The sequence below is a fragment of the Microbacterium sp. NPDC064584 genome (assembly GCF_040687315.1).
GTDB classification, from domain to species: domain Bacteria; phylum Actinomycetota; class Actinomycetes; order Actinomycetales; family Microbacteriaceae; genus Microbacterium; species Microbacterium lacus.
Window position 1 is genome coordinate 102637 of the sequence record NZ_JBFBMZ010000006.1, and the last position, 13326, is coordinate 115962.

The window sequence follows — 13326 nt, forward strand, 5'->3', positions numbered from 1 at the left end:
GTCGAAGAGGCTATCCGGACCCCGGTGACCGCTCCCGCCGCTTGCGGGCGCGCCCGCGGACCGCTAAACGGCGCGGCCCGCCGAGCGCTAGACGAAAGCGCTCATCCCGGTGATGTCCCGGCCGATCAGCAGCGCCTGGATGCTCTCGGTGCCCTCGTACGTGTGGATCGCCTCGATGTCGGCCATGTGCTGCATCACCCGGTTCTCCAGCAGGATGCCGTTGCCGCCGAGGAGGTCGCGCGCGACCGCCGCGATCCGGCGTGCAGCCCGCGTGTTGTGGTACTTCGCGAGCGAGGCCTGAGTGGGGCGGAGGGTGCCTCCGGTCTCGAGGTCGGCGAGGTGCCGGCAGTACAGCTGCATCGCGGTCAGCTCGTCGAGCATCTGGGTGAGCCGCTCCTGCACCATCTGGAACTTCGCGAGCGGCTTGCCGAACTGCACGCGCTGCTGCGCGTACGCGAGTGCGGCTTCGTAGCAGGCGGTCGCGTGCCCGAGCGCCGACCAGGCGACTCCCGAGCGGGTCGCGTACAGCACGGTGGAGGCGTCCTTGAACGTGTGGGATCCCGGGAGGACGGCATCTGCCGGCAGTCGCACGTCGGTCAGCGTGATGTGGGCCTGGTGGATCGCGCGGAGGGACGCCTTGCCGAGGATCGGCTTCCCGTTGTAGCCGGGGGTCTCCTGAGGCACGAGGAACGCCCGGACGGCGCCGTGGTCGGCGTCGCCCTCGTGGTCGACCCGCGCCCAGACGACGGTCAGCCCCCCCGACGAGCCGTTGCCGATCCACTTCTTCGCGCCGTTCAGCACCCACTCGTCGCCGTCGCGTCGGGCCTCGGTCTCGAGCGAGACGGAATCCGAGCCATGGTCGGGTTCGGTCAGCGCGAAAGCCGCGAGTACGTCGCCGCGGGCGATCGGTCCGAGCCAGCGGGACTTCTGCTCGGCGCTGCCGAACAGGGCGAGGGAGCGCAGGGCAAGACCTCCCTGGACGGCCACGATCGTTCCGAGCGACCCGTCGCCGCGCGAGATCTCCATGTTCACCAGGCCCGCGGCCAGCGGGGAGGAGTAGCCGAGGCCCTCGTGCTCGATGCCGTCCACGAACAGGTCGAGCTCGCCCATGCGGCGGGCGAGGCTCACGTCGTACTCGGCGCGATCCCACAGCGCGTCCATGCGGGGGAGCACTTCGTCGATGAAGCCTTTCGCCCGCTGCCACACCGCGCGGTCGGCATCCGGGATGTCGTCGAAGACGCCGTAGTAATCGGTGTCGAGGCGATCGGAGACGTCATAGCCGGCGACGCGCTCGCCGGGCACCGGGGTGTGGGTCATGACGACGATCGTACCGGCACTCAGTCCCGCGTGGGGTGGAACTGAATCCCACCGCGAGAGCGGTTCAGGTGTCCAGCTGGGAACGCACGCGTCTGGCCACCTCGGCGGCTGGCATCGACCGCGGGAAGACGGCGACGACGACGTCATCGGATGCCGCCGACGTGCCGTGCGGATGCACGCCGTACCGGCGCAGGGCGTCGTCGAGCGCGCGGCGGAGCGCAGTGAGCGGGACGCGTCGGGTGCCGCGGAGGAGCCGGCGCAGCACGTGGTTGTGGAGTGCCGTCACGAGTGCCGCGAATCCGACCGCGTCGAGGGGGTCGATGTCGGGGATCGACCGGCGCAGGTACTCGTCGAACTGCCGCTCGTAGCGGAACACCGTCACGATCTCGCGCTCGCGCAGTGCGGGCACCTGCCGGACGATCTGGTAGCGCAGCCGCGCGACTTCGGGATCCCGCGCGAAATGCTGGAACACCCGCTCGGATGCTTCGCACACGGCCACCCACGGGTTGGCGTGGCCGCGGGCCAAGTACTCCCGCACGTCGTCGAGAAGCGCTTCGTGGTCGGCGAAGACGACGTCCTCCTTGCCGCCGAACTGGCGGAAGAACGTGCTGCGGGAGACGCCCGCGGCCTGGGCGATCTGCTCCACGGAGGTCGCGTCGAAACCCTGGCGTGCGAACAGATCGAGCGCGGCGGCGACGACGGCGGTGCGCGCGGTGGAGGCGGACGGTGACTCACTCATGATCGACAGAAGCCTAGACCCGCGCGTGCACGCGGATCACGGCATCCGTGGGTCGTCACTCCAGGCCCGGTCAGGAGCCGGGGAGCGGCGGTAGTAGGCTGGACGGCGGTCGAGATATCTCGACATCAAGACGCTTTCGCGTCGTTTCCCCGTCGCCACTGCGAAGGAAATCACTGTGGATCTGTACGAGTACCAGGCACGAGACCTTTTCGAGAAGTACGAGGTGCCGGTGCTCGCCGGCATCGTCGCGGACACGCCGGAGGAGGTGCGCGCGGCCGCGGAGAAGATCGGCGGAGTCGTCGTCGTCAAGGCGCAGGTCAAGACCGGAGGCCGCGGCAAGGCCGGCGGCGTCAAGGTCGCGAAGACCCCCGATGAGGCGTACGAGGCCGCGAAGGCGATCCTCGGCCTGGACATCAAGGGCCACGTCGTCAAGCGCGTCATGGTCGCCCAGGGCGCGCGCATCGACAAGGAGTACTACTTCTCGGTGCTGTTGGACCGGGCCAACCGCTCGTACCTGTCGCTCGCGAGCGTCGAGGGCGGCATGGAGATCGAGGAGCTCGCGGTCGAGCGCCCCGAAGCCCTCGCCCGCATCACGGTCGACCCGCTCACCGGCATCGACAAGCAGAAGGCCGTCGAGATCGCCGAGGCCGCCGGGTTCGCGCCCGAGCTGGTCGACAAGGTCAGCGACGTGTTCGTCAAGCTGTATGCGGTGTACACCGGCGAGGACGCCACGCTCGTCGAGGTCAACCCGCTCGTGCTGACCGAGGCGGGCGATGTGATCGCCCTGGACGGCAAGGTGTCGCTCGACGAGAACGCCGACTTCCGTCACCCCGGGCACGCCCTGCTCGAGGACAAGGATGCCGCCGACCCGCTCGAGGCGAAGGCCAAGGCGAACGACCTCAACTACGTCAAGCTCGACGGCGAGGTCGGAGTCATCGGCAACGGCGCGGGCCTGGTCATGTCCACGCTCGACGTCGTCGCGTACGCCGGTGAGAACCACGGCGGCGTGAAGCCCGCGAACTTCCTCGACATCGGCGGCGGCGCCTCGGCCGAGGTCATGGCCGCCGGGCTCGACGTCATCCTGGGCGACCCGCAGGTCAAGAGCGTGTTCGTGAACGTCTTCGGCGGCATCACCGCGTGCGACGCGGTCGCGAAGGGCATCGTCGGTGCGCTGGCCGAGCTCGGCTCGAGCGCCTCGAAGCCGCTCGTCGTGCGCCTGGACGGCAACAAGGTGGAGGAGGGCCGCGCGATCCTGCGCGACGCGAACCACCCGCTGGTCACGCTCGCCGACACCATGGACGAAGGCGCCGACAAGGCCGCCGAGCTCGCGAACGCGTAAGGGACAAGAACCATGTCGATTTTTCTTGACAAGAACTCCAAGGTCATCGTCCAGGGCATCACCGGTGGCGAGGGCACGAAGCACACCGCGCTCATGCTGAAGGCCGGCACCCAGGTCGTCGGCGGCGTGAACGCGCGCAAGGCCGGCACGACCGTGCTGCATCACGACGCCGAGGGCAACCCGGTCGAGCTGCCCGTGTTCGCGTCGGTCGCCGAGGCAATCGAGAAGACCGGCGCCGACGTGTCGATCGCGTTCGTCCCGCCCGCATTCACGAAGGACGCGATGGTCGAGGCCATCGACGCCGAGATCCCGCTCCTGGTCGTCATCACCGAGGGCGTCCCGGTCGGCGACACCGCCGAGGCCTGGGCGTACGCGCAGTCCAAGGGCAACACGACCCGCATCATCGGTCCGAACTGCCCCGGCATCATCACTCCCGGAGAGTCGCTCGTCGGCATCACTCCGGCCAACATCGCCGGCAAGGGACCGATCGGTCTGGTCTCGAAGTCCGGAACCCTGACGTACCAGATGATGTTCGAGCTGCGCGAGATCGGCTTCTCGACCGCGATCGGCATCGGCGGCGACCCCGTGATCGGCACCACGCACATCGACGCGCTCGCCGCGTTCGAAGCCGACCCCGAGACGAAGGCGATCGTCATGATCGGCGAGATCGGCGGCGACGCCGAGGAGCGCGCGGCCGATTTCATCAAGGCCAACGTCACGAAGCCGGTCGTCGGCTACGTCGCGGGCTTCACCGCGCCCGAGGGCAAGACGATGGGCCACGCCGGCGCGATCGTCTCCGGCTCGGCGGGCACGGCGCAGGCCAAGAAGGAGGCCCTCGAGGCCGCCGGCGTCAAGGTGGGCAAGACGCCCTCCGAGACCGCCGATCTGATGCGCGAGATCATCGCCGGGCTCTGACACTCGGCTTTGCAAGGGGCGGATGCTGCGGCATCCGCCCCTTGGTCGTCTGCGCGGTCGCCCGTAGGCTGGGGGCATGCCGCTGACCGGAGAGTACAAGCCGTCCACCGCCGAATGGGCCCGCACGCAGGCCGAGCGCTACGAGGCCTCGGGAGGCACCGAGGCCAACGACATGCGCGGGGTGCCGATCATCGTGCTCACCACGGTCGGGTCGCAGAGCGGCGCGCTGCGCAAGACCGCGCTCATGCGCGTCGAGCACGACGGGCGCTACGCGGTCGTCGCGAGCAAGGGCGGTGCACCGGACGAGCCGCGCTGGGGCGAGAACATGCGCAAGCACCCGCACGTGGAGCTGCAGGACGGAGCGGTCAAGCGCGACTACCTCGCGCGGGAGCTGTCCGGTGACGAGCGCGCGGAGTGGTGGGCTCGCGCCGCCGCGGTGTGGCCGGATTACGACGAGTACCAGAAGAAGACCGACCGACCGATCGCGATCTTCGTCCTGGAGCCGTTCACCCCCTGACCCACCTTCCGCGGGTTCCCGCGTTTCCCCTTATCCGCCGAGATGGTGGGTTATCCGCCGAGATGGTGGGTCATCCGCCAAGATGGTGGGTCATCCGCCGAGATGGTGGGCACCACCTCGGTGGAAAGGGCACCACCTCGGCGGAAGAAGGACCATCTCGGTGGAAAGGGCACCGTCTCGGTGGAAAGGGCACCGTCTCGGCGGCAGAGGGCGCAGGGCGGGTCAGCCCAGCGCGGCCTCGATCGGACCTCGGGCGAAGAACACCACGAAGCCGGCCGCCACGATCCACAGCAGCGGGCTGATCTCCCGCGCCTTGCCCGACAAGGACCGGATCACGACCCACGAGACGAAGCCCGCGCCGATGCCGTTCGCGATCGAGTAGGTCAGCGGCATCACCGTGACCGTCAGGAACACCGGGATGAGCGCCGACAGGTCGGTCAGGTCGATGTGACGGATCTGCGCCATCATGAGCGCACCGACGATCACCAGAGCGGCCGCGGCGATCTCACTCGGCACGATCGTCGTCAGCGGAGTGAAGAACATCGCCAGCAGGAAGAGCGCTCCGGTCACCACGTTGGCCAGACCCGTCCGCGCACCCTCGCCGATGCCCGAACCGGACTCGATGAACACCGTGTTGGACGACGACGAGGTCACGCCACCGGCGACCGCGCCGACGCCCTCGACGATCAGCGCGGAGCGCAGCCGCGGGAAGTCGCCCTTCGCGTCGGCCAGGCCTGCCTCGCGGGAGAGCCCGGTCATCGTGCCCATCGCGTCGAAGAAGTTCGTGAACACGAGCGTGAACACGAGCATCGTGGCCGCCAGCACGCCGATCCGCTCGAAGCTGCCGAAGCTCACCTGCCCGATCAGGCTCAGGTCGGGAAGGCTCACGATCTGGCTCGGCAGCTCGGGCACGGTCAGGCCCCAGCCTCCCGGGTTCTCGGTGCCGTCCGCGCCGAAGCGGGGACCGATGTTCCAGATCGCCTCGACGATCACGCTCACGACCGTGCCGGTCACGAGGCCGATCAGCAGTCCCGCCTTGACCTTCCGCGCCATGAGCACGCCGGTCAGCAGCAGCGTCAGGACGAACAGCAGCGCCGGAACGGTCGCGATCGATCCCTCGACGCCGAGGCCCACCGGGGGAGAGGACGCGCCGGTCGCCGTCACGAACCCGCTGTCCACGAAGCCGATGAACGCGATGAAGAGCCCGATGCCGACCGTGATCGCGGTCTTGAGCGCCAGCGGCACCGCGTCGAAGATCATGCGTCGCAGACCCGTCGCGGCCAGCAGCACGATGATGAGGCCGTTGATGACGACGAGACCCATCGCCTCCGGCCACGTGACCTGGCCCACGACCGAGACGGCCAGGAACGAGTTGATCCCGAGGCCCGCCGCGAACGCGAACGGCAGACGCGTCACGAGCCCGAACAGGATCGTCATCACACCGGCGGTCAACGCGGTCACCGCGGCGACCTGACCGAAGCCGAGCGAGTTGCCGTCGACATCGACCCCGCCCGACAGGATGATCGGGTTCAGGATCACGATGTACGCCATCGTGACGAACGTGACGATTCCGCCGCGCACCTCGGAGCCGGGCGTCGAACCGCGCTTCGTGATCTCGAAGAAGCGGTCGAGGGGACCTCGTCCTTCCGGTGCGCTCGCGGCTGTGTCGCTCGCCTGTGCAGTGCTCATGGGCAGAACCTCCGCACCCGAGGCTAATGCCCGCCCGGGTCCCTGCCCGCCACTTTGTCGACGGATGCCGCGCAGGGCGCGCCGGGCAGGGTCGCGGCATCCGCCTGGGTAGGGTCGATGAGGCATGCATCGCCTGATCGTCCTCATCCTCTCCGCCGTCGACGCCGCAATCGCGGTGGCCGTCGGCGTCGCGGCGACCCTCGCCCCGCTCACTCTGCTCTGGGTCTTCGGATTCGGCGGAGCGGCCGACTGGGGGACGCTGTGGCCGACGGGCGCGACGATCTGGCAGTTCGGGAACCTGGTGCCGCTGCAGGTCACCTTGCCGGGCGACTACCTGGCCGTCGTCGGCATCGATCCGTCCGTCGCAGCTTTCGTCCTGTCCCTCGCCCCCCTCGCGTTCGCCGCGTTCACCGCGATCTTCGCGGCGCGCTCAGGGCGGCGGGCTTCGCAGGCGGATGCCTGGATCACGGGCGTCCTCACGGGAATCGCGGTCTTCGCCGGGCTGTCGGCGCTCATCGCGGTCACGGCGGCCAATCCGCTTGCGGCGGTCGAGCGCTGGCAGGCGATCCTGCTGCCGACCCTTGTCTTCGCGGTTCCGCTCGCACTCGGTGCCGTTGTCACCGAGTGGCGGGAGGCCGGATCCGGGGCGATCGCACGTCTCCGGGACCGGATCGAGGCGGCGCCGCACGGATGGGGCGAGGTGCCCGGACTCGTTGCGCGTGGCACCGCGGTCGTCGTCGTCGGCCTCATCGGCCTCGGCGCGCTTCTGTTCGCGGTCGCCCTCATCCTGCGGGGCGGGGAAGTGATCGCCCTGTTCGAGGCCGCCCACGTCGACGGGCTCGGCGCGACGGTCGTCACGCTCGCGCAGTTCGCGTACCTCCCGACCCTCGCGATCTGGGGCCTGTCGTTCATCGCCGGGCCCGGCTTCGCCGTGGGCACCGGCACCGCGGTCTCGCCCGCCGGGACGCAGCTGGGGGTCGTGCCCGGCATCCCGATCCTCGGCGCCCTGCCCGAGTCGACGACACCGTGGCTGCTCCTGCTCGCCTTGCTGCCGATCGCCGTCGGCGGCTTCGCGGGATGGATCTGCCGGTCGCGACTCGTCGCCGTACCGGTCATGCCGCAGGTCGCTCCCGAATCGAGTGGGAACGCGACGCTCGATGCACTGCTGGCCCGGACACGCGACGAGCCGGTCGAGCCGTCGACCCCGGCGATCCCGGACGACGACCCGATCGGGGCGAGACTCGTGACGGCGGCGGGCATCGCGGTTCTCGCCGGCGCGGCATCCGCGCTCCTGGCGGTGCTCGCCTCGGGAGCGATCGGTCCCGGCCGCCTCGCCGAGGTCGGTCCGGCGCCCGGGCCGCTGGCGCTCGCGGTCGGACTCGAGGTGCTGATCGGCGCCGCCATCCTGCTGCTGTCGCCGCGCCGCCGCCCGAAACCGGCCGCGCCGGCGGTGCTGGTCGCGGAGGAGGAGGCTCCCGAGCGGCTCGCGCCGACCCCGCTCGAACCGTGGGCTCCCGAGCGGCTCGCGCCGACCCCGCTGTGGTCGCTGCATACCGATCCGGTGCCGGTCGTCGCGGATCCGCAACGCGAGACGAAGGCGCCCGAAAAGCCGGAGCCCGAAGAGCCCGCGCCCGGAGAACCCGACCAGCCCGCCCGCGAAGCCCCTGCGCCGCGCGCGCAAGCCGACATCCCCACCGCCGATCTGGGCCCCCGCCGGCCGCAGCCGCTGCCGCCGATCACGCGGCCCGAAGAGCCCGCCTCACCGCCGGTAGACTGACCCGGTGCTCACGGTCGCGGTCCTCATCTCGGGCGCGGGGTCGAACCTGCGGGCTCTGCTGGAGGCCGCCGCCGAACCCGACTTCCCCGCCCGCGTGATCGTCGTCGGCGCCGACCGCGAGGCGGACGGGTTCCAGCACGCCGAGGACTTCAACATCCCGACGATCCTCGTCCCGTGGCGCGAGTTCGACTCGAGGCAGGAGTGGGCCGACGAGCTGGATTCCCAGCTGCGGGTGTGGAGCCCGGATCTCGTGGTCCTGAGCGGCCTGATGCGCCTGCTGCCGGCATCCCTCGTCGCCGCGTGGTCGCCCCGCATCATCAACACGCACCCCGCCTATCTGCCCGAGTTCCCCGGTGCGCACGGCGTGCGGGATGCGCTCGCGGCCGGCGTCACCCAGACCGGCGCGAGCGTGATCATCGTCGACGACGGCGTGGACAGCGGGCCGATCCTCGCGCAGGAACGCGTGCCCGTCCTCCCCGGCGACGACGAGCACGCGCTGCACGAGCGCATCAAGCCGGTCGAGCGCCGACTGCTGATCGACGTCGTGCGACGTATCGCCTCCGGCGACCTCGACCTGACCGCGGTGCGCTGAGCACCGGCCCGACCCGAACGCGGTGCGCAGCGCCGTCCCGACCCCGACCCGGAGGAGCCCGCATGGCCGGCCCGAGCAACGACCCGTCCCTGTACCGCCACCGCGACCTCGTCCCGATCCGCCGCGCACTCGTCTCGGTCAGCGACAAGACCGACCTCCTGACGCTCGCGAAGGCGCTCGCCGACGCCGGCGTCGAGATCGTCTCGACCGGCTCGACCGCCCAGACGATCCGGGATGCCGGGCACGAGGTCACCGACGTCGCCGCGGTCACGGGCTTCCCCGAGTCCCTCGGCGGACGTGTGAAGACCCTGCACCCCAGCGTGCACGCCGGGCTCCTCGCCGACCTCCGGCTCGAGGACCACGAGAGCCAGCTCGCCGAGCTCGGCATCCTGCCGTTCGAGCTCGTGGTGGTGAACCTGTATCCGTTCGTAGAGACCGTCGCTTCGGGCGCCGAGGGCGACGACGTCGTCGAGCAGATCGACATCGGGGGGCCCGCGATGGTGCGCGCGTCCGCGAAGAACTTCGCGAACGTCGCGATCGCGGTCTCGCCGGACTCGTACCGCCCGATCATCGACGCGCTCGGATCCGGCGGCACGACGCTCGCGCAGCGCCGCGAACTCGCCGCCCGGGCGTTCGCACACACGGCGCAGTACGACCGCGCGGTCGCATCCTGGTTCGCCGAGCAGACCCTCGACGAGCCCGACCTGCCGCGGCACCTGACGATCAAGGCGGAGCGCCTGGCGACCCTCCGATACGGCGAGAACTCGCATCAGCGTGCCGCGATCTATTCGCGCGTCGGCGGTCACGGCATCGCGCAGGCGACCCAGCTGCAGGGCAAGGAGATGTCGTACAACAACTACGTCGACGCGGATGCCGCGCTCCGCGCCGCGTTCGACATGGTCAAGCCCGCCGTGGCGATCATCAAGCACGCCAATCCCTGCGGCATCGCCGTCGCCGCACCTCAGGCTCTGGATCCGATCGCGTCCGCCCACCTGCGCGCGCACGAGTGCGACCCCGTGTCGGCGTTCGGTGGAGTGATCGCGGCGAACCGCACGATCACCCTCAAGATGGCCGAGAACCTGCGCGACATCTTCACCGAGGTCATCGTCGCGCCGGACTACGAGCCGGCGGCGCTGGAGGTCTTCGGGCTGAAGAAGAACCTGCGCGTCCTGCAGCTGCCCGCCGACTGGCAGCAGGAGCCGATGGACGTCCGCCTCGTCTCGGGCGGACTGCTCCTGCAGGATGCCGACCGGTTCCCCGCGGACATCGAGTCCGTCGCGAAGGACTGGCAGCTGGTGTCAGGGGAGCGCCCGGACGACGAGGAGATGCAGAACCTCATCTTCGCCTGGAAGGCGTGCCGGGCCGTCAAGTCGAACGCGATCGTGCTGGCGAAGAACTCCGCCACGGTGGGAATCGGCATGGGGCAGGTCAACCGCGTCGACTCCTGCCGGCTCGCGGTGGAGCGGGCGGGGGAGCGTGCGGCCGGCTCGGTGGCGGCATCCGATGCGTTCTTCCCCTTCGCGGACGGCCCGCAGGTGCTGCTGGACGCCGGGATCCGCACGATCGTGCAGCCCGGTGGCTCGGTGCGCGACGAAGAGGTCATCGACGCGGTCCGCAAGGCCGGCGCGACGATGTTCTTCACCGGCGAGCGGCACTTCTTCCACTGACCCGCGCGGTTCCCGCTGACGCTGAGACGACAACTGCACGGCGAGACGGTGGGGTAACCCCACGATCTCGACGTGCAGTTGTCGTCTCAGCGGGGGAGGGTCAGGACGGGGTCGGGCGTCCGTAGGCCTCGAGCCAGCGCAGCCACACCTCGCTGACCGTCGGGTACGGCGGCACGGCGTGCCAGAGGCGGTGCAGCGGCACCTCGCCGACGATCGCGACGGTGGCGGAGTGCAGCAGCTCGGCGACCTCGGGACCCACGAACGTCGCACCGATCAGCACGCCGCGGTCCTCGTCGACGATCGCCCGCGCCATTCCCTCGTAGTGGTCGGCGTACGCGCTGGATCCGGCGACCCACGACAGGTCGTAATCCAGAACGCGGATGCGGCGCCCCGCCTTCCGGGCGGCGGCCTCGGTGAATCCCACCGAGGCCACTTCCGGATCCGTGAAGGTGACCTGAGGCACGTGCTCGTGGTCGGCGGTCGCGACGTGCACGCCCCATGGGGCGTCGTCGACAGGGAGCCCCTTCGCCCGCGCGGCGATCACGTCGCCGGCGGCACGCGCCTGGTACTTGCCCTGGTGCGTGAGCAGGGCGCGGTGGTTCACGTCGCCGACTCCATAGAGCCAGTCGGTGCCCTCCACCAGGAGCGTGTCGTCGACGTCGAGCCACGCGCCGGGCTCCAGGCCGATGCTTTCGAGTCCGAGATCACCGGTTCGCGGCGTGCGCCCGACCGCGACGAGCACCTGCTCAGCGACGACGCGGCCCCCGTCGGAGAGCGAGAGCACCGCGTTCTTCTCCGTCCGGTGCGCACCGGTCACCTCGACGCCCGTGCGGATCGTGACCCCGAGCTTCTCCAGGGAGGCGCTCACCAGCTCTCCCGCGAACGGCTCGAGGCGGTCCAGCACCGCACCGCGGACGATCAGGGTGACCTTCGTGCCGAACCCGGCGTATGCGGTCGCCATCTCGACGCCGACGACGCCGCCGCCGAGGATCGCGAGGGATGCCGGAACCTCCTGCGCGCTCGTCGCCTCCCGGCTCGTCCAGGGCTCGATCTCGCGCAGCCCCGGGATGTCGGGCAGGAGCGCCGCTGATCCTGTGGCGACGGCCACGGCATGACGGGCGACGAGATCGGTGACCGTGCCGTCGGCGGCGGTGACCCGCAGTCGCTTGGGTCCGGTGAACTCGGCGTGGCCTCGGACCAGATCGATTCCCGCGCCGTCGAGCCATTGCACCTGCGACCCGTCGTCCCAGTCGTGGGTGATGGTGTTGCGCCGGCGCAGCACGCCCGCCACGTCCAGCTCGCCGGTCACCGCCTGCTTCGCCCCGTCGAGGTCCTGCGCCGCCCGTACCGCTGCGCCGCTGCGCAGCAAGGCCTTCGAGGGCATGCATGCCCAGTACGAGCACTCACCGCCCACCAGCTCGGCTTCGACGATGACGGTCTTCATGCCGCCCTGCACGGCCCGGTCGGCGACGTTCTCGCCCACCGCCCCCGCCCCGATGACGATGACGTCGTATTCGCGTTCACTCATGGGATCACGGTAGCCCGCTCGTGACCGTGGGGGAGCGCCCGGGCTGCTTCCGGAGCACCCCTTCGCACGCGAATACATGACGCGCGCATGGTCGCGCAAGGGGGTGCCGCAGAACCGGGCGGCGCGTTCTACTGGGATCTGAACCGGTTTAGGTCACCGCTGTCCCGCCGATCGATCACACGAGGAGGTGTGCATGTCGCCCGAGGCTCGCCCCACGATCGCCGACGTCGCACGCAAAGCCGGCGTGAGCAAGGGACTCGTGTCCTTCGCGCTCAATGACAAGCCGGGTGTGTCCGCGCAGGCCCGCACCCGCATCCTGGATGCCGCCGCCGAACTCGGCTGGACACCGAATCTGCGTGCCCGCTCGCTCAGCACGGGCCGCTCCTTCGCCTGCGGGCTCGTGATCGGGCGCAGCACCGATGTGATCGCGGCGGACCCGTTCTTCCCCTCGCTCATCGCCGGACTCGAGGACGTCTTCTCGGTCTCCGGCCAGGTGCTCGTGCTCTCGGCGGCCACCCCCGGTCGCCACGAGGTGGAGACCTACCGCGGCCTGGCGGCGGACCGCCGGGTCGACGGGCTCATCCTCACCGACCTGCGCGCCGCCGACGAGCGCATCGCGCTGGTCGGCGAGCTCGGCCTGCACGCGGTCACCCTCGGACGCCCCGATGTCGATTCGCCGTTCTCGTCGGTCTCGGTCGACGACGGGGCCGGCATCCGTCGCGCCGTCGAGCACCTCGCCGCCCTCGGCCACGACCGCATCGCGCACGTGGCCGGACCCGACGCGATGCTGCACGCACGGCGACGGACCGCCGCGTTCGAGGACGCCGCGCGGGCAAGCGGGATGAGTTCGCGCGTCGTGCGAACCGACTTCAGCGCCGCTCAGGGGGCGACGGCGACCCGCGACCTGCTCGCGCTCGCGGATGCCCCGACGGCGATCGTCTACTCGAACGACCAGATGGCCGTGGCCGGGATCGGCGTCGCCGAGCGCCTCGGCCTGCGCGTGCCCGACGACCTCTCGGTCAGCGGCTTCGACGACACCGAGCTCGGCCGTCACCTGCGCCCCGCACTCACGTCCGTCGCGACCGACGCCCGCGCGTGGGGGGCGGCTGCCGCCCGCGCGCTGCTCGGGATGCTGGCAGGCGATGCCGTCGCGCACATCGAGCTCGCCGAGCCCACCCTCGTCATCCGCGAATCCACGTCCGTCTCACCCCATCCCCCCACCGGCGGCCTCGGCCGCCACTGACCC

Annotated in this window: 11 protein-coding genes; 7 read left to right on the plus strand and 4 right to left on the minus strand. The window is 70.6% G+C overall.

Annotated features, from left to right (window positions below):
• Positions 1–87: 87 nt before the first annotated feature.
• Entirely contained in the window at positions 88–1317 is a 1230-nt protein-coding gene (locus tag AB0P18_RS10380) for an acyl-CoA dehydrogenase family protein (protein ID WP_363359948.1), read from the minus strand.
• 64 nt (positions 1318–1381) lie between these two features.
• The gene (locus tag AB0P18_RS10385; RefSeq protein WP_363359949.1) at positions 1382–2056 is read right to left on the minus strand and encodes a TetR family transcriptional regulator; all 675 of its coding nucleotides are present in this window, start codon (positions 2054–2056) and stop codon (positions 1382–1384) included.
• 175 nt (positions 2057–2231) lie between these two features.
• Between AB0P18_RS10385 and sucC the strand changes: the two genes are divergently transcribed.
• The 3 genes from sucC to AB0P18_RS10400 all read left to right on the plus strand — a co-directional run bounded on the left by sucC (position 2232) and on the right by AB0P18_RS10400 (position 4827).
• On the plus strand, positions 2232–3395 hold the full coding sequence (sucC, locus tag AB0P18_RS10390; RefSeq protein ID WP_363359950.1) for an ADP-forming succinate--CoA ligase subunit beta: 1164 nt from the start codon (positions 2232–2234) through the stop codon (positions 3393–3395).
• A gap of 12 nt (positions 3396–3407) precedes the next feature.
• Positions 3408–4310 (plus strand): succinate--CoA ligase subunit alpha, encoded by a 903-nt coding sequence (gene sucD, locus AB0P18_RS10395; protein ID WP_363359951.1) that lies wholly within the window; start codon positions 3408–3410, stop codon positions 4308–4310.
• 76 nt (positions 4311–4386) lie between these two features.
• Positions 4387–4827, plus strand: coding sequence for a nitroreductase family deazaflavin-dependent oxidoreductase (locus tag AB0P18_RS10400; protein WP_363359952.1), 441 nt, complete (start codon positions 4387–4389; stop codon positions 4825–4827).
• A 222-nt stretch (positions 4828–5049) separates the two neighbouring features.
• On the opposite strand, the gene AB0P18_RS10405 is transcribed toward AB0P18_RS10400, so the two are convergent.
• Complete coding sequence (locus AB0P18_RS10405) at positions 5050–6516, minus strand: NCS2 family permease (RefSeq protein ID WP_363359953.1); 1467 nt, start codon at positions 6514–6516, stop codon at positions 5050–5052.
• Between the two features lie 124 nt (positions 6517–6640).
• Between AB0P18_RS10405 and AB0P18_RS10410 the strand changes: the two genes are divergently transcribed.
• The 3 genes from AB0P18_RS10410 (at position 6641) to purH (ending at position 10552) form a co-directional block, all read left to right on the plus strand.
• Positions 6641–8293 carry a DUF6350 family protein gene (locus tag AB0P18_RS10410; RefSeq protein ID WP_363359954.1) on the plus strand — a complete coding sequence of 551 codons (1653 nt, stop codon included), beginning with the start codon at positions 6641–6643 and terminating at the stop codon, positions 8291–8293.
• A 4-nt stretch (positions 8294–8297) separates the two neighbouring features.
• The gene (gene purN / locus AB0P18_RS10415; RefSeq protein WP_344052117.1) at positions 8298–8885 is read left to right on the plus strand and encodes a phosphoribosylglycinamide formyltransferase; all 588 of its coding nucleotides are present in this window, start codon (positions 8298–8300) and stop codon (positions 8883–8885) included.
• Positions 8886–8947: 62 nt separating this feature from the next.
• Positions 8948–10552: a bifunctional phosphoribosylaminoimidazolecarboxamide formyltransferase/IMP cyclohydrolase gene (purH, locus tag AB0P18_RS10420; protein WP_363359955.1), complete on the plus strand. Its 1605-nt coding sequence runs from the start codon at positions 8948–8950 to the stop codon at positions 10550–10552.
• A gap of 100 nt (positions 10553–10652) precedes the next feature.
• Here purH and AB0P18_RS10425 read toward each other — a convergent pair whose 3' ends face one another.
• Entirely contained in the window at positions 10653–12080 is a 1428-nt protein-coding gene (locus AB0P18_RS10425; RefSeq protein WP_363359956.1) for an NAD(P)/FAD-dependent oxidoreductase, read from the minus strand.
• A 193-nt stretch (positions 12081–12273) separates the two neighbouring features.
• Between AB0P18_RS10425 and AB0P18_RS10430 the strand changes: the two genes are divergently transcribed.
• Positions 12274–13323, plus strand: coding sequence for a LacI family DNA-binding transcriptional regulator (locus AB0P18_RS10430; protein ID WP_363359957.1), 1050 nt, complete (start codon positions 12274–12276; stop codon positions 13321–13323).
• Positions 13324–13326 lie beyond the last annotated feature (3 nt).